The sequence below is a fragment of the Bacillus sp. B2-WWTP-C-10-Post-4 genome (genome assembly GCF_009183805.1).
Taxonomy (GTDB): domain Bacteria; phylum Bacillota; class Bacilli; order Bacillales; family Bacillaceae_G; genus Bacillus_A; species Bacillus_A cereus.
In genome coordinates this window covers 263,371-281,039 of the sequence record NZ_WEII01000001.1, presented here as the reverse complement: position 1 = coordinate 281,039, position 17,669 = coordinate 263,371, and the positions used below count along the sequence as shown (strand labels likewise).

The window sequence follows — 17,669 nt, the reverse complement described above, 5'->3', positions numbered from 1 at the left end:
TAATGCGAGTTACGGTCGATATAATTGAGAAATCGCCGATATAATTCAAGTTATGGTCGATATATTTGGAAAATCGCTGATATAATTTTATTTACAAAGGTTACTCTAATGGGTAACCTTTTCGTATTGTACAAATTGGATAGACTAGTTTACAATCGAGCGTATAAAAGGGGGAGTAAAATGAAGCGCATTTCAATTTTAATAGTGGATGATGAGGCAGAAATTGCTGATTTAATTGAGATACATTTAGAAAAAGAAGGGTACCACGTCGTGAAGGCAGCAGACGGGGAAGAGGCTGTTCATATTATTGAAACGCAGCCAATCGACTTAGTGGTTTTAGATATTATGATGCCGAAAATGGATGGGTATGAGGTGACGCGCCAAATTCGCGCGAAGCATCATATGCCAATCATTTTCTTAAGTGCGAAAACATCTGATTTTGATAAGGTGACAGGTTTAGTATTAGGTGCAGATGATTATATGACGAAACCTTTTACACCGATTGAATTAGTTGCGCGTGTAAATGCACAATTACGTAGGTTTCTTACATTAAATCAGCCGAAAGTAGCGGAGAATAAATCTGCTTTAGAGATAGGCGGAGTTATTATTGATCCTGAGCGAAGAACAGTGAACGTCTATGGAGAGCAAATTGAGTTAACACCGAAAGAGTTTGATATTTTATATTTATTAGCGAGCCATCCGAAGAAAGTGTATAATGTGGAAAATATTTTTCAGCAAGTATGGGCAGATGATTATTATGAAGGCGGAAATACAGTTATGGTACATATTCGTACGTTGCGGAAAAAGCTTGGGGAAGATAAAAGAAAGGATAAATTAATAAAAACAGTGTGGGGAGTAGGTTATACTTTCAATGGCTAATATGATGAAAAGTTTTCGATTTAAAATGATTGCCTTATTTGCGTTAAGTATGGTGCTTGCAGCAACTGTAACTTATATAATTTATAAAGGATTGCAGCTGTATTATAAAACGATGGTTCGCTACGAAGAGCCTTTAGCGCAATTTAGGTCAGTGGTAAGGGAAGTTGGAGACATTAACTTCTTTTTAATTTTCTTTATTCCGTTATCTATTATCTTTTTCTTCTTTTTGACAAAACCGTATTTAAAGTATTTTAGTGAGATTTCTAACGGGATTCATCATCTTGCGAACGGTAACTTTACGAATAAAGTTCAAGTTTCATCAAACGATGAGTTTGGAGATATCGCACGTGAAATAAATGTTGCGAGTGAAAAGTTAAAAGAAGCGGTGGAAAGAGGAGACTTTGCTGAAAGTAGTAAAGATCAGCTCGTTGTAAACTTAGCTCATGATTTAAGGACACCATTAACATCCGTGTTAGGGTATTTAGATTTAATTCTTAAAGATGAGAATTTAACAAAAGAACAAATTAAACATTTTTCCACGATTGCATATACGAAATCGCAAAGGCTCGAAAGTTTAATTGATGAGTTATTTGAAATTACACGTATGAATTATGGCATGCTAAAGCTGGATAAAAAGCCGATTGATATAAGTGAACTACTTATACAGTTAGATGAGGAATTGTATCCTTTATTAGAGAAACATCATTTACAAGCTAGGTTGAATATTGATCCTCATTTGCCAATTAACGGTGATGGAAAATTGTTAGCTAGAGTATTTGAAAACTTGTTAACAAATGCCGTTCGATACGGATATGATGGGCAATTTGTTGATCTGAATGGGTATATCGATAATGGAGAAGTTGTCGTACAAGTTATGAATTATGGAGACAGCATTCCAGAAGAAGATTTACCGTATCTTTTTGATATGTTTTATACAGGTGATAAATCGAGAACTGAGAACCGTGGCGGGACAGGCCTTGGACTGTTTATTGCGAAAAATATTGTTGAGCAGCATAACGGTACAATTTCTGCTGAAAGTAATGTAGTTAGAACAATGTTTGAAGTGCGATTGCCAAAAGACGAGAACTTAACAATTTAATAAAAATTTAAACTTTATCCCACTTTTTATTTTAATAGTTTTTTCTATTCTATACGTAAGTTACGTTAAGGAGGAACTAGAAATGAAAAAGTGGGTATTTATTTCTTTTTTTATAGCATGCACAGTAGGTGTAGGCTTTTATATATCACCGTTATTTCAAAAGGAAATCGATGTTAAAATTGTCGGAAAAGATGAGCTAGTAAAGGCGGCAAATACCGAGAGGAAAGAGATTACGAAGGAACAAATTTATAAGGGTGATTTATTATTAGTTAATAGGGATTATCCAGTAAAAAAAGATAGTATTAGGTCTGATATTATAAATGTAAATCATAATAGTGAATTAGTAAGAGGCTACGTAATATTTGATAGAAATCTTCGTTTATCAAAGTATGTTGTAAAAAAGTTTTTGAACGTTGTCGATGCGGCTGGAAAAGATGGCGTACAGCATTTCTTAATGAGTAGTGGGTATCGAGATTTTAAAGAACAAAGTAAATTATATAAAGAAATGGGATCTGATTACGCGCTTCCAGCAGGATATAGTGAACATAATTTAGGATTATCACTAGACGTTGGATCAACGCAAAAGAAGATGGAGAAAGCGCCTGAAGGAAAATGGATCGAAGAGAACGTATGGAAGCATGGCTTTGTATTACGTTATCCGAAAAATAAAAGTAACATTACTGGAATTCAATATGAGCCATGGCATATCCGTTATGTTGGCCTACCTCATAGCGCAATTATGCAAAAAAAGAATTTCACACTAGAGGAATATTTAGAGTTTTTAAAAGAGGAAAAAGAGGTTTCAACTGAAGTAGAAGGTAAGAAATATACTGTTTCTTATTATAAAGTTTCTGAGAATACGAAAGTGAACGTTCCAGCAAACAAGCAGTATGAAATTTCCGGGAATAATATGGATGGGGTTATTGTGACGGTTCAGGAATAGAGAAGAAGGCTGTGCCATTTGGGACAGCCTTTTCTTATATAAGAAAGGAATTGACGTTTCTTGTCGGTAAATCGATATTCCTTGTCGAATCGTTGATATATTATAAGTTATGATAGATATAATTGAAAAATCGTTGATATATTGTAAGTTATGATAGATATATTCAAAAAATCGTTGATATAATTTCCTATACTATTACCATTTTGGAGGAGCATCTTTTTATTCACTTTCAAACATTATAACGTTATATTTACTTCTCCCTTTTTTTGTGTTACGCTAAACGTGTGAAAGACATATAAAATGAAACTTTAATGTAAGCGTATTCTTATGGCTTCTTATAGAAAAGGGTGGAAGTACAATGACAGAACGATTCGTACTACGTAATGTAAAACGTGTGAACGGGGAAGAGATTGACATTGTAATTGAAAATAATAAAATCGCACAGGTGACGAAAGCTGGTGCTGGCGAAGGTGGAAAGGTTCTTGATTACTCAGGTACTTACGTATCGAGTGGCTGGATTGATTTGCACGTTCATGCTTTTCCGGAGTTTGATCCGTATGGCGATGAGGTGGATGAAATTGGCGTTAAGCAAGGGGTAACGACAATTGTTGATGCGGGTAGCTGCGGAGCTGATCGTATTGCAGATTTAGTAAAAAGTAGAGAGCAGGCAAAAACGAATTTATTTGCCTTTTTAAATATTTCTCGCATCGGTTTGAAACGAATTGATGAACTATCCAATATGGAATGGATCGATAAAGAGAAAGTGATAGAAGCAGTAGAAACGTATAAAGATGTAATCGTTGGGTTAAAGGCGAGAATGAGTAAAAGTGTCGTTTGTGATAGCGGAATTGAACCGCTTCATGTTGCACGCTCTTTATCCCGTGAAACATCATTACCAATTATGGTACATATCGGTTCAGCGCCTCCTCACATTGAGGAAGTTGTACCTCTTTTAGAAAAAGATGATGTCATTACACATTACTTAAACGGGAAAGAAAATAATTTATTCGATGAAGAAGGCAAACCGCTACCTGTATTACTAGATGCAGTGAATCGTGGTGTTCATTTAGATGTTGGTCACGGTAATGCTAGTTTTTCTTTTAAAGTAGCAGAGGCGGCGAAGCATCACGGTATTGCTTTTAATACAATTAGTACAGATATTTACCGGAAGAATCGTATACACGGTCCCGTGTATAGTATGGCTCACGTTCTTTCGAAATTCCTTTACTTAGGTTATCCGCTAGAAGAAGTAATTGACGCGGTTACGAAAAATGCAGCAGAGTGGCTGAAAAAACCAGAGCTTGGCCGTATTCAAGAAGGAGATATTGCAAACTTAACTTTATTTACAGTGAAAGATGAGAAGGTTACGTTAATTGATTCAGAAGGGGATCAGCGCATTGCTGAAAGAAGGATTGATACGAAAGGGGTTGTAATCAATGGGTCATTCATTGAATGCTAAGTACGGATTAAAAAGAGTAATTAATGCGAGCGGTAGAATGAGTATTTTAGGTGTATCCGCTCCTACAGATACAGTTATGGATGCGATGAAACATGGTGGACAAAATTATGTGGAAATTGCTGATTTAGTAGATAAAGCGGGAGACCATATTGCGAGAATTCTAGATTCAGAGGCAGCGGTCGTTGTGAACTCAGCATCGAGCGGAATTGCGCTTTCTATCGCTGGTATCGTGACGGAAGGAAATCGCCGTAAAAGTGAAAGACTTCATCAAGAAGTAATCGCGAAAAACGAAGTAATTATGTTAAAAGGTCATAACGTTCAATACGGTGCTCCAGTTGAAACGATGATTTATTTAGGCGGCGGTAAGCTTGTTGAAGTGGGTTACGCAAATGAAGGGAAAGCAGAGCATATTGAAGATGCAATTGGTGAAAATACAGCAGCGATTCTGTATGTGAAATCACATCATGCAGTGCAAAAAAATATGATTTCTGTTGAAGAAGCATGGGAAGTAGCGCAGCGAAATAACGTACCACTTATCGTTGATGCGGCAGCTGAAGAAGACATTCAAAAATATGTGAAGTATTCAGACCTTGCCATTTATAGTGGTTCAAAGGCAATTGAAGGACCTACTTCTGGTATTGTTGGCGGTAAACGAAAATATATCGAATGGCTGAAAGTGCAATTACATTGCATCGGAAGAAGTATGAAAGTCGGGAAAGAAACAACTTTCGGCTTACTTCAAGCGCTTGATGAGTACGGCGTAAAAGAAGATAAAAGTGAGCAAGAAAAAGAATTGCTACAAGTACTTATGCCGCTAAAAGAATTAAAAGGTGTAAATGTAACGATCGTTCAAGATGAAGCTGGAAGAGCAATCTTTAGAGCACGTATTCATATTAGCGAAAAAGAGTTAAATAAATCGGCAAAAGACGTTGTGACAGCATTACGCGAAGGGGAAATCGCAATCTATACACGTGATTACGGAGTAAGACAAGGATTCTTTGATATTGATCCACGTCCACTTCAAGGTGATGACATACATGTAATTGAAGAAAAATTGAGAGAAATTGTAGGGGGAAACTAAAATGACAAATATTCAAAAACGTTTTTATAAAGGCCGCGTAGCATTAAATGTATTAGCGAACAATACCCGAAATGCGAAAGATATTTTTGAAGCAGCAGAAGGGTATGTAGTAGTGGGGGTATTATCAAAAGACTACCCAACAGTAGAAGAAGCCGTTACAGCGATGAAAGCATACGGAAAAGAAATTGATGACGCTGTATCAATCGGACTAGGAGCAGGAGATAATCGCCAAGCGGCAGTTGTAGCTGAGATTGCGAAGCATTATCCTGGCAGCCATATTAACCAAGTGTTCCCTTCAGTTGGAGCTACACGTGCAAATCTTGGCGAAAAAGATAGCTGGATTAATAGTTTAGTATCCCCAACAGGAAAAGTGGGTTACGTAAATATTTCTACTGGTCCAATTAGCGCAGCTGGAGAAGAAAAAGCAATCGTTCCAATTAAAACAGCAATTGCACTTGTACGTGATATGGGCGGAAACTCATTGAAATACTTCCCAATGAAAGGTTTAGCTCATGAGGAAGAATATCGCGCAGTTGCGAAGGCTTGTGCAGAAGAAGGATTTGCATTAGAGCCAACAGGCGGAATTGATAAAGAAAACTTCGAAACAATTGTACGTATTGCGCTTGAAGCAAACGTAGAGCAAGTTATCCCGCACGTGTACTCTTCTATTATTGATAAAGAAACTGGTAACACGAAAGTAGAAGATGTGCGTGAATTATTAGCAGTCGTGAAGAAGTTAGTTGATCAATATGCGTAAGAAAATTGCAGCATTTGGTGAAGTAATGATGCGCCTGCAAGTACCAGGATATGAGTTATTGTCGCAAGCTAACACATTAAATTACTCCTTTTCTGGTACAGGTGTGAACGTGGCAGCGGCACTTTCTCATCTCGGGCATGAAGGCTTTCTTATTTCAACTTTACCAGAAAATTCGGTTGGAGATGCTGCATTATCTTACATTCAAAAATTAGGTGTGCAAACCTCACTTGTTTCAAGAGATGGCAAATATGTCGGCATGTACTTTTTAGAAAATGGATTTGGTGCACGTGCAAGCCGCGTTACATATTCAAATCGATTAGAAAGTAGCTTCAATACGGCATGTGAAGAAATGTATCAATTTGAAGAAATCGCAAAGGAAATTGATATCGTTCATTTTTGCGGGATTACACTTGCGATGAATGATACTGTACGCCATCATATGAAATCTTTAGCGAAAGCAGTGAAAGACAACGGAGGCACTGTCGTTTTTGATTGCAACTATCGTCCATCTCTTTGGGGAGAAGACGGATATGAACAGGCAAAACCGCATTATGAAGAAATGCTGGGGCTTGCTGATATCGTTATGATGAACGAAAAAGATGCGATGTTCGTTCTTGGAATGAAAACAGAAGAGACGGAGCGAGAAGCGCAGCTGCTGGATCTTATTCCAAAGGTAGCTGAAACGTATCATATCGCTACAATCGCTGGTACTCATCGCTCTATTAACAGTGATAATACACATTCGCTTCGCGGGTTTATATGTAAAGATGGTTCGTTAACTTTTGCAAAAACACTTACGTTTTCTGTATATGATAGAATAGGTGCTGGAGATGCTTATACGAGCGGAATTATTCATGGCGAGATAAAAGAGTTTGCACCAGAGAAAGCTGTTTCATTTGCGTCAGCAGCTGGAATGCTAGCACATACAATCGTCGGTGATACGCCAATGTCATCAGAGAAAGATATACTTCGGGCGATGACGGCATCAGTAGGTGATGTAGAAAGGTAGTGGGTGTAACAGTGAACGTAACGAGGAAAAAAGGACCATTATATTTACAAATAAAAAATATTATTCGTGATCGAATATTGCATGGTGTATATGCGATTCATACGAATATTCCTTCCGAACCGCAGTTAGAAGAAGAGTTCAAAGTGAGTAAAATTACAGTGCGAAATGCGATTAAAGAACTCGCTCAAGAAGGATATTTGGAAAAGAAAAGCGGTAAAGGAACGAAAGTCATCCGCAATACTTCTGCGACAAAACTGTCAAAGGGTAAGAAATTTACTGAAGTGTTAGTGGAAGAAGGATATAAAGTACAGAAGAAATTGCTAAAAGCAGAAATCGTTCATAATGAAGAAGGAACGGTGCCATTTCGATTATTCGGCAAGGAGAGTTTTCGTATTGAACGTTTATATACGTTAAATGATGCACCTTACATTCATTATACGCACTATTTCTCAGCAGGAATGGCAAGTACAGATTTATCGGACTTTGACTTGCAATCGCTTTATGATTTAGTTGAAGACCGAGGCATTCACTTAGAAAACTTCAGAGATGAATTCGCTGTTGGACTCGCGCCTAGTTTCGTTGCAGAAGCGCTAGGTGAAAAAGAGGGGACAGCGTTATTAAAACGTATGCGCTATTCTTATGATGAAGTTGGCGAAGTAATTGAATATAGCGAAGGCTACTACAATACAGAAATGCAGCATTATGTAGTGAATTATGACGTATAAAAAGAGGGGATGTTCCCTCTTTTTTTATAAAGTAAAACTTTAATTAGTGGAGGAGAGCATCATCCACTAATTATTAGCTCACACCAATCGGGATAAAAATAAGGGGAATGAGAGATGGATATATACTTATTAATCGTCACGTTACTTGCGATCACAATTGTTATTTTAGGGGTATCATGGTGGAAATGGCATGCATTTATTAGTTTAACAGTTGCGAGTTTATTTTTAGCCATTATGTCTGGACTGAATGTAACGAAAATAGTGACTGCCTATGAAACTGGTGTTGGTAGTGTACTAGGGCATTTAGTTGGTATTTTAGCACTTGGAACAATTTTAGGAAAAATGATGTCCGATTCAGGGGCAGGCATGCAAGTTGCAGATTTCTTTATTCGATTTTTCGGCGTAAAAAAATTACCTTGGGCTATGTTATTTGCAGGGTTTGTTATAGGGATTCCCGTATTTTTTGAAGTGGGGATTGTCATTTTATTACCACTCGTTATTTCAATTCGAAAAACGACGAAGCAAAATATATTATTAATTGCGTTACCTGTCATTGCAGGATTATCTATTGTTCACGGGCTCGTACCACCACATCCAGGGGCGATGACAGCAATCGGTATTTATAACGCGAACTTAGGAAAGGTACTTTTATATTCATTAATTATCGCGTTACCAACAGCCATTATCGCAGGCCCAATATTTGCAAAGTGGGTACATAAGAGGGTTATACCTGAAAATGAACCGGAGCTTGTTCGAGTTACGACAGTATCAACTGATTTGCCAAGTCGTAAAATTTCATTCTTTATTATTTTATTACCAGTTGTATTGATGATTTTATCAGTAGTTGCACCATATATTTCATTACCGAAAAAATTGACTGAATTTTTTGTGTTTATAGGGAGTCCAGTAATCGCCTTACTTATTTCATGTTTCGCAGCATTTTATTTACTTGGTATCAAACAAGGTATTAATAAAAAGATGATTAAAAAATTAACAGATGAAAGTTTATTGCCTGTCGGTTCTATTATTTTAATAATTGGTGCAGGCGGTGGATTTAAACAAATATTAATTGAAAGCGGCGTTGGAACAGCGATTGCGCAAATGGCAGAACATATTTCGTTATCACCAATTGTATTAGCTTTCATGGTAGCTGGTTTAATTCGAATTGCAACAGGTTCAGCTACAGTAGCATTAACGACAGCAGCAGGGATTGTTTCACCAGTTATTCAGCACATGTCTGGTGTGAATTTAGAGTTGCTTGTTATTGCAACCGGTGCGGGATCATTAATGTTTTCTCACGTAAATGATGCAGGATTCTGGCTTGTAAAAGAGTATTTAGGTTTGACGGTGAAGGAAACATTTAAAACGTGGACGGTACTCGAGACATTGTTATCATTTATTGCATTTGGTTTTGCTCTTTTATTAAATATGTTTATTTAGAAGATACCTTAATTGGTATCTTTTTTTGATGAAGCCCATTTCCGAAAACAAGCCCGTTTTTAAGAAAGCCAAGCTTCCTATTCGCCCTGAAAACATACTATAAATGGAATCCCCTCATTTAGAGCAAGGTGAACTTGTTATGAATGATACTAAAGGAGGAATAGAGTAATGAGCGAAAAGTGTGAACACAGACATGATGATTGTAACCGCAGACATGGTTGCGGAGGCGGTTTTGCGCTTCTAATCGTATTGTTTATTTTATTAATTATCATCGGTGCTAGCTGCTTCGGCGGAGGCGGCGGTTGTGGCTATGGTGGTTACGGCGGTTATGCAGGCGGCTACGGCGGATATTGCTGCTAATTATTAAAAACTATTGAAAATGGCCTTGTGCAATATGCACAAGGCCATTTTATTCATATTTTTATATGCTGTGATAATTTATTAATGTACAGAGAACGGATTAAGAAGAAGAAAATAATCTCGATAATCCCGAAAAAGGTGAGTACGATACATGTCTCTTTTAGTAATGAGAAAGAAAACATGCTTTGTAAAAACTTAACCGCAAATAACGTGTGAACACCAGCAACGATGTAAGGAACGAAAAATAAAATTCCTAATTGAATCGTTGCAGAGCGAAACATTTCTGATTCAGTTAAGCCAAGCTTTGTAATCGTAATATACTTTTGTCTTTCAGTTGTTAAGTCATTATACATACGGAAGTATAAAACACTAGCCGCACCGATAAAGAAAATAAAGCCGAGAAATGCCCAAATAAAGAATTGAGCAACTGCATTTCCTTTACCGTAAATGAGTTCATCCGTAGCCGTGTGTATGAAGAAAGGAACTTGAGCGTTCTCTTCTGTATGCTTTTCGTAGAACTCACGCGCATCGCCACTAATAACACGTAATATATTTTTGGTTGGAACTATTGCATTTTCCCAGTTTTCTACGAAGTAGTTATAGATTACAGTTGTTTCAATATGAGGAATCATATTATCAAATACATAATCTTGTACGACAGCTAAATGTGGGAATGCAAAGGATGGTTCGATTCCCTTATTAATAAACCCTTTAATATGAAATTCTTTTTTATTAGACCCGAGTGTAATCGTATTTTGCTTTGCAAATGGATTAGATACGAGATCGAGAAGTTCTGGTGAGTGCCGAGAAATAATATAAACTTCTGTAGAATCGATTGTTATTTCCGGTCTTTTCAATTGTTTAGCAATTGCGTTATAATCACTCATCTTCATAAGCATAATATCTTCTTTGGAAGCTGTATCTTTTAATACTGTAAACTTATATTTTTTGTAAAGAAAATTATTAGTTGTAAGCTCCGTTTCAATTGTAGAAATATGCTTTTGTTCAAGGGAATTGTCACCTTCTGATGTATACGTGAAGGGAACGGGATATCGCTCTAGTACTGATGCCTTCGTATTGTTATTAGCAGCAAATAACCCGATAATAATCGTAAATGCAAGTGCAGATAGCATAGAAACAATAAAGAGTACATTAATATTACTGCGTGTACGAGAAACTAAATCTGAAATCCATAACATATTTATTTGTTTCAAATAAAACTTTCTGCGCTTCTTTAAAATATAGATGAAAAGAAGGAATGTTTGTGAAAAGAATAAATATGTCCCGACTATTACGAGCGGTAAAATAGATAACATAATAAAAAAGACAGATCCATTTTGCACATTTTTTTCCGTTACGTAGCCTCGCGGATAACCAGCGATATAATAGCATAGCCCTAAACAAATTAAAGCGAATAAAGAGATGAGTATAGATGGTCTTTTTTCAGCTGGCATTTTCTTGTTCCCCTTAATGAGGTGGGCTGTTTTTCGAGTACGAATAAACATTGGTGTAAACGTAGAAACGATTAAAAATAAAATGATAAACGTTACGGTTGTAACGATAATCGCTTCTGTTGGCCAATATAAATAGAGACCTTTCGCACTTGTTAATTTCGAAGTGACTAATAAGAAAAAGTTAGAAAATACAAGTCCACCTTGAATGCCGATAAAGATAGACAATATCCCGATTATCATATTTTCAGTAAATAACAATCTTTTTAATTGTCTCTGTGAGATACCAAGAATAGTGAGTATCCCGAATTGCTGCTTCCGAACATTTAAAAATGTTCCAATTGAATATAAGAGAAAGAAGAACGAGAACATAACGATCACAAGCTGTGCTGTACTAGCTAAGTTCATTAGAGGATCACGTTCTTGAAAGCTTTGTACACTCTGTAAGCGCGGATGATACGCGTATACAGTAAATGAAAAGAAAACCATGATAGAAAAAGCACTACTTACAAAGTAGGCGAAATATGCTTTCGAATTACGCGAGACATTTTTAAATGCGAATTGCCAAAATGTCATCCACGTCTTCCTCCTAATAACGCTAGAACATCTAATATTTCTTGATAAAATTTCTCGCGATATAATCCGCGGTGCAGTTCATTGTAAAGCTCGCCATCTTTAATGAAAATAACACGGTTACAATAACTTGCTGCAAACGGATCGTGCGTAACCATTAAAATCGTTGCATCTTCTTCTTTATTTAATTTCGTAAATAACTCCATTACGTCAATTGCCGCTTTTGAATCTAAGTTTCCTGTCGGTTCGTCGGCTAGTAGAAGTGAAGGATGATGAATAACAGCACGTGCTACTGCGGTACGCTGTGCTTGTCCCCCAGAAACTTCAAAAATACGCTTGTCCAAAATATGATCAATTCCAAGCTTTTTTGAAATGTTATCAAGCTTTTCATCCATTTCTTTTAATGGAACATTATCCAATGTTAAAGGTAGTACGATATTTTCACCGATTGTCAGTGTATCTAGTAAGTTAAAGTTTTGGAAAACAAATCCTAACTCTTGTCTTCGGAAAATAGCTAACTTCTCTCTACGAAATGTGTGCGGTTTTTTTCCGTTAATCACGACATCACCAGAAGTCGGAGAATCGATTGTAGAGATAACGTTTAAAAATGTAGATTTTCCGCTACCAGATGGTCCCATAATGGCAACGAATTCCCCTTTATCCACGTGTAAATTTATATTTTTTAAAGCAGTATGAGGGACTTTCCCCTCATATACTTTTGAGACGTTTTTTATGTGTAATACTTCTTCCATAGTAATCACCTTTCTACTTTTTAAAACTTAATGTGTTGTGATAATTTTTGCATATAAAAGGAACGAATTAAAAGGAAAAATAAAATTTCAACTGTTCCAAAAATCAACAGTACGACTGTAATTTCAGCGAAGAACGAGAGATGTAATATTTCTTGTAGCATCTTTGTCGCAAACATCGTATGGATTGATGCCATAATGTAAGGTACGAAGAAAAGAATCGCAAGCTGAATTGTCGCTGAACGTTTCATTTCAGTCTCAGTTAAGCCGATTTTCGTAATCGTTATATATTTTTCTTGCTCATTTGTTAAATCTGTATACATCCGGAAGTAAAGAACACTGCCAGCACCGATAAAGAAAATAACTCCTAGGAAAGTACCAATTAAGAAGAACGAAGCGACATTTAGTTTTGTCTTATATAGAGAATCGCTCGCTTCACTTGCATGGAAAGGTGGATGCTCTGCTTGAATTGCTGCATTATCGTTATGGATTTTTGTTATAAACGATGAACCGATATTATGTGCTTTTTCCCAATCTGTAACTTTGAAGTTATATACACTCATTTGTTTGGAAACTGTGGATAAGGCTTCTACATTTTCATCAGATAGTATGAGTAATTGGTATATTAAGCTGTTTGGGAATGGGCTATAACTTTTATATTCTTTCACTTGTAGTTGTAAATTGTTTTGAGTAAGTGTAAGAGTATTTTTCTGTTCTTTATTGTGAAGTGTTCCAATAACCTGATCATCTAAGTCTTTCATAAGAATATAAGATTCATTCTTATTTACCGTGAATTTTTCCCAATTTAAAGCCTTAGCAAGTACATTATAGTCACTTTGTTTAATGGCATAATAGAGCTGCGTGTTATCTTCAGCCGAAGATACTTCATATATATCCGTTTTAAATTTTGTATAAGTAAAGTGCTCTTCATTAAATTTCTGCTCTAACCAGTTTAAATGTTCATCAGCTAACGTATTTTCAGTATGTGATAAATAAGTAAACGGGAAAGGGTTTTGTCTAATCGCATCAAACTTTGTAAATTTCCCGAATCCATATAAGAATGTAATCATTGTAAAAGCGAGCGTCGATAGCATCGCTACAATAAAGAGCATGTTAATGTTTGTCCGAATACGTGATGCTAGATCGGAAATCCAAAGCATATTAATTCGTTTCATATAAAACTTTCTTCGTGTTTTTAAAATACGAATAAGTAAAAAACTAATTTGTGAAAAGAAAAAGTATGTTCCAGCTGCAATAAGCGATGGGATGACAAATATACTAGAGACGGCATATAAAATTCCAATTATGTCACCTAGCGACATAAAATACAGCGGATTTGCGGCTAACGCATATCCACATATTAAACAGATCGCACCAAATAGAGAGATGAGCACGGATGCTTTTCTTTCTTTTTGTTGTTTTCCTTCTTTTAAAAGACGTACGGCTTTTCTCGTGCGAATGAGCATCGGTGTAAAAGATGATACGAGAATGAAGAGCCCGAGAAAGATGATGATAGTTAAAACGATAGCACTTGTAGGCGGATATAAATATAAACCAGGTACGTGTGTAATTTTGGCGGTAACTAACAAAAAGAACTGTGAAAAGACAAGTCCAAGTTGAATGCCAAAAAATATAGAAAGAGCACCAATTAACATATTTTCTATAAATATGAGTCGCTTTAATTGTTTTTGAGATATGCCAAGTACTGTTAAAATCCCGAACTGTTTTTTTCGTACTTTTAAAAACGTCCCGATTGAATACAGTAAAAAGAAAAATGAAAAGAACACAATGACAACTTCTGAAATTGTCATTAATATGTTCAGAGAAAAATTCACGTCTGTCATATGCAATTTAGGATGAAATAAATAAACTGCAAATGAGAAAAAGATTGCGATGGAGAACGCACTGCTTACAAAATAGGCGAAATAAGCTCTGGCGTTCCGCGTCACGTTTTTAAATGCAAACTGCCAAAATGTCATTCACCTGAACCTCCTGATAGGGTGAAGATGAGAAGAGCATAAGAAATACTCTTTTCATCAAGTTTGTTTTAAATATTTTGTCCACTCGTGTAATGTGATAATTTTTGCATATAAAGTGAACGAATGAATAAGAAAAATACGATTTCAACGAATCCAAAAATAATAAGAACGGCTGAAACTTCTTTGAACAGAGATAAACCAATTACATCTTGTAGCATTTTTGTTGCGAACATTGTATGAATGGATGCCATAATGTACGGAATGAAAAATAAAATACTAAGTTGAATGGTTGCAGATCGTTTCATCTCTGTATCTGTTACACCGATTTTAGAAATCGTTATATATTTCTCTTGTTCGTTCGTCAAATCCGTATACATTCTAAAGTAAAGAACGCTACCAGCTCCAATGAAGAAAATAACTCCTAAAAATGTCCCAATTAGGAAAAATGCAGCACTGCCTGATGTTATTTTGTATAACGATCCTGCTGATTCAAAGGAACGAATAAGAGGTCCTTCATACTGGGATTTATTTCGATCTTTTTGCACTTTTTCTATAAAATTATCAGCAATTTCATATGTCTGTTCCCAGTTTTGAATTTTGTAATTGTATGCTGATATATGTTTTACGGTGTTAGGTAAGTTATTTACGATAATATCAGGCAACACTATCGTTTGATATGAAAAGTCAGATGGGATTGCGTTTACATGCTCATAGCCTTTTACTCGTAATTTCGTATTTGTACTAGAGAGTGTAATGTAATCTCTTTTGTAGCTTTGCTCAAATTCGTTGAATATGGTGATATAAGATGTCCCTGTTAGCACATATGCTTCGTTATCATCCATAAATAGTTGTTTCATTCGTAAAGAATCTGCAAGTTTGTTATAGTCACTTTGCTTAATTGCGTATACGTCATTATAAATAGCTATATCTTTATCTTCTTTTAGTGGTGTTTCATATATATCAGCTTCTATTTTTTGATAAGGGAAATGCTCTTTTTGTAATTGTTGCTCAAGCCAATTTAAATGCTCTGTAACAAAAGGGTTCGCATCATAAGAAAAATAAGAAATTGGAAAAGGAGAAGTTCTATTAACTTCTAGCTTAATAAATTTCCCGAATCCATATAGAAACGTAATCATTGTGAAAGCAATTGTAGATAGCATTGCTACAATAAAAAGCATATTAATATTCGTTCGAATACGGCTCGCTAAATCCGAAATCCAAAGCATATTAATCCGTTTCATATAAAACTTCCTTCTTTTCTTTAAAATATAAATCAGTAAGAAACTAATTTGTGAAAAGAAGAAATATGTTCCGATTGTAACAAGCATTGGGATAACGAAAATACTTGAAACCATATATATAACACCGATTTGCGGGCTTACTGATACGAAATATTTAGGATTTCCAGCTAACGCATAACCACCAAATAAACAAATCGCACCAAATAATGAAACAAGTATGGATGGTTTTCTTTCTTTTTGTTTTCCACCATTTGTTTTTAAAAGGTGTACCGCTTTTTTTGTACGAATAAGCATTGGTGTGAATGCAGATACAATGATAAAAAGACTAAGGAAAACAATGGTTGTTAAAATAAACGCGTTAGTAGGACCGTATAAATATATTCCTGGAACATGCGTAAGTTTGGATGTTACTAATAAGAAAAATTGAGAAAAAACAACTCCAAACTGCATGCCGAAAAATATAGATAAAATCCCGATTAACATATTCTCCATAAAAACAAGACGATGTAATTGTTTTCTCGATATTCCTAAAATGGTCAAAACACCAAATTGTTTTTTTCTAACTTTTAAAAAAGTACCAATGGAATATAGTAAAAAGAAGAAAGAGAAAAATACAATTACTACTTCTGAAAATATCATTAATCCTGAAATTTCAGAAGTCATGTCAAAGTTTTGTAATTTCGGATGGAATAAGTAAACAGCAAACGAAAAGAACACAGCAATGGAAAAGGAGCTACTTACAAAGTAAGCAAAATAAGCTCTTGAGTTGCGCGTGACGTTTTTAAATGCAAATTGCCAAAATGTCATAGATTATACCTCCGGCTAGAAGATATAGAAGTAGTTGTATTGCAAAAAATGTATGAGAGTGAGTTCTCATACATTTTGCTTGCATATGTTACGATCATGCTTCGGTCACCTTCTCCGTATGTTCTGCTTGATTATTTGCAGCGTTGTGGAAGATAATTTTAATCGTCGTTCCTTTACCAACTTCAGAATCTAGTTTGACAGAGTGACCTAAATAATCACAAATTTTACTTACAATATAAAGTCCCATACCAGTAGATTCTCCGAATGCGCGACCGTTTTTCCCAGTGTAAAATGGTTCAAATACTCTTCGAATATCTTCTTGCGGAATACCAACACCTTCATCGCGAACTTCTAAAATAATATCTTTTCCGTTTCGGTAAGCAGATAAGAAAACTTTCTTTCCGCGCTCACCAGAGTAACGAACAGCATTTGTCATTAACTGATAGATGATAAATTTTAGCCATTTTGCATCAGAAGCAACCTTTAAATCAGAATGAACTTCTAAAACAGGAAAGACACCATTACGAATGAATAGTTCTTTTAATCCGTTAATATTTTTTGTTACCGTATCTTTTAATGAAATCGTCTCAACATGGAAATCTTCATGGAAGTTATTTAACCTAGCCATGTATAAAGCCATATCAAGCCCTTGGTTTAGACGCTCTAATTCTTTTTTAAACTTTGGAATTAAATGCTCGTCTTCCATTTCTAGCACCATAAGCTGCATAACAGAAACAGGTGTCTTCATTTGATGTACCCAGTGGTTAATGAATAATTGATGTTCTTGTTGTTTTACTTCATACGATTGTAGTTCTTTTTGGAAGAGGCGGTACTGCGTACGCACGAGTTCATTGACACCGTGAGGCATCGGAGCAGTTGCTCTTTCAATAAACGCATCTTCCATTTTTTCTGGTTGCTCGCTTAATCTATGGTACATTCTACGATTGCGAACGTAACGGTAAGCGAGGAAACAAATAAATAAATATAAACTTAAAACGACGAAATAAAATTTATTGTTTTGAAATCCATCTACTGCATCATAAAGAACGAAAATGATACCGAAGTTTAAAACGTACAGTAGGAAAAATGCAAAATGATCACGTAAAAATAGCTTCAT

The 17,669-nt window shown here is 35.7% G+C and carries 15 protein-coding genes; 10 read left to right on the top strand and 5 right to left on the bottom strand.

Going from position 1 to position 17,669, the window contains the following annotated elements; translation table 11 throughout:
- Positions 1-180: 180 nt before the first annotated feature.
- The 10 genes from GBN78_RS01535 to GBN78_RS01490 all read left to right on the top strand — a co-directional run bounded on the left by GBN78_RS01535 (position 181) and on the right by GBN78_RS01490 (position 9,752).
- The gene (locus GBN78_RS01535; RefSeq protein ID WP_000822516.1) at positions 181-879 is read left to right on the top strand and encodes a response regulator transcription factor; all 699 of its coding nucleotides are present in this window, start codon (positions 181-183) and stop codon (positions 877-879) included.
- The gene (locus GBN78_RS01530; protein ID WP_000002610.1) at positions 872-1,978 is read left to right on the top strand and encodes a HAMP domain-containing sensor histidine kinase; all 1,107 of its coding nucleotides are present in this window, start codon (positions 872-874) and stop codon (positions 1,976-1,978) included. Before GBN78_RS01535 ends, GBN78_RS01530 begins: the two co-directional genes overlap by 8 nt.
- 82 nt (positions 1,979-2,060) lie before the next feature.
- On the top strand, positions 2,061-2,921 hold the full coding sequence (locus GBN78_RS01525) for a M15 family metallopeptidase (protein ID WP_070184443.1): 861 nt from the start codon (positions 2,061-2,063) through the stop codon (positions 2,919-2,921).
- 358 nt (positions 2,922-3,279) lie between these two features.
- On the top strand, positions 3,280-4,380 hold the full coding sequence (locus tag GBN78_RS01520; protein ID WP_000139957.1) for an amidohydrolase/deacetylase family metallohydrolase: 1,101 nt from the start codon (positions 3,280-3,282) through the stop codon (positions 4,378-4,380).
- Complete coding sequence (locus tag GBN78_RS01515; RefSeq protein WP_000510107.1) at positions 4,358-5,461, top strand: DgaE family pyridoxal phosphate-dependent ammonia lyase; 1,104 nt, start codon at positions 4,358-4,360, stop codon at positions 5,459-5,461. The genes GBN78_RS01520 and GBN78_RS01515 overlap by 23 nt, the downstream gene beginning before the upstream one ends.
- Position 5,462: 1 nt before the next feature.
- Positions 5,463-6,218: a 2-dehydro-3-deoxy-phosphogluconate aldolase gene (gene dagF / locus GBN78_RS01510; protein WP_000181937.1), complete on the top strand. Its 756-nt coding sequence runs from the start codon at positions 5,463-5,465 to the stop codon at positions 6,216-6,218.
- Positions 6,211-7,227 (top strand): sugar kinase, encoded by a 1,017-nt coding sequence (locus GBN78_RS01505; RefSeq protein ID WP_070184442.1) that lies wholly within the window; start codon positions 6,211-6,213, stop codon positions 7,225-7,227. The genes dagF and GBN78_RS01505 overlap by 8 nt, the downstream gene beginning before the upstream one ends.
- The gene (locus GBN78_RS01500) at positions 7,227-7,952 is read left to right on the top strand and encodes a GntR family transcriptional regulator (protein ID WP_000539261.1); all 726 of its coding nucleotides are present in this window, start codon (positions 7,227-7,229) and stop codon (positions 7,950-7,952) included. Before GBN78_RS01505 ends, GBN78_RS01500 begins: the two co-directional genes overlap by 1 nt.
- Before the next feature lie 114 nt (positions 7,953-8,066).
- Positions 8,067-9,392, top strand: a complete 1,326-nt coding sequence (gene gntP / locus GBN78_RS01495) for a gluconate permease GntP (protein WP_044584943.1) — start codon at positions 8,067-8,069, stop codon at positions 9,390-9,392.
- Positions 9,393-9,560: 168 nt separating this feature from the next.
- The gene (locus tag GBN78_RS01490) at positions 9,561-9,752 is read left to right on the top strand and encodes a YjcZ family sporulation protein (RefSeq protein ID WP_001290392.1); all 192 of its coding nucleotides are present in this window, start codon (positions 9,561-9,563) and stop codon (positions 9,750-9,752) included.
- Positions 9,753-9,805: 53 nt separating this feature from the next.
- Here GBN78_RS01490 and GBN78_RS01485 read toward each other — a convergent pair whose 3' ends face one another.
- From GBN78_RS01485 to GBN78_RS01465, 5 genes are all read right to left on the bottom strand, one after another.
- The gene (locus GBN78_RS01485) at positions 9,806-11,779 is read right to left on the bottom strand and encodes an FtsX-like permease family protein (protein WP_044584942.1); all 1,974 of its coding nucleotides are present in this window, start codon (positions 11,777-11,779) and stop codon (positions 9,806-9,808) included.
- Positions 11,776-12,528 (bottom strand): ABC transporter ATP-binding protein, encoded by a 753-nt coding sequence (locus GBN78_RS01480; RefSeq protein ID WP_000393250.1) that lies wholly within the window; start codon positions 12,526-12,528, stop codon positions 11,776-11,778. Before GBN78_RS01480 ends, GBN78_RS01485 begins: the two co-directional genes overlap by 4 nt.
- Positions 12,529-12,548: 20 nt before the next feature.
- Positions 12,549-14,504, bottom strand: a complete 1,956-nt coding sequence (locus GBN78_RS01475) for an ABC transporter permease (protein ID WP_070184440.1) — start codon at positions 14,502-14,504, stop codon at positions 12,549-12,551.
- A 68-nt stretch (positions 14,505-14,572) separates the two neighbouring features.
- Positions 14,573-16,552: an ABC transporter permease gene (locus GBN78_RS01470; RefSeq protein ID WP_000145058.1), complete on the bottom strand. Its 1,980-nt coding sequence runs from the start codon at positions 16,550-16,552 to the stop codon at positions 14,573-14,575.
- Between the two features lie 94 nt (positions 16,553-16,646).
- On the bottom strand, positions 16,647-17,669 hold the full coding sequence (locus GBN78_RS01465) for a sensor histidine kinase (RefSeq protein WP_000765341.1): 1,023 nt from the start codon (positions 17,667-17,669) through the stop codon (positions 16,647-16,649).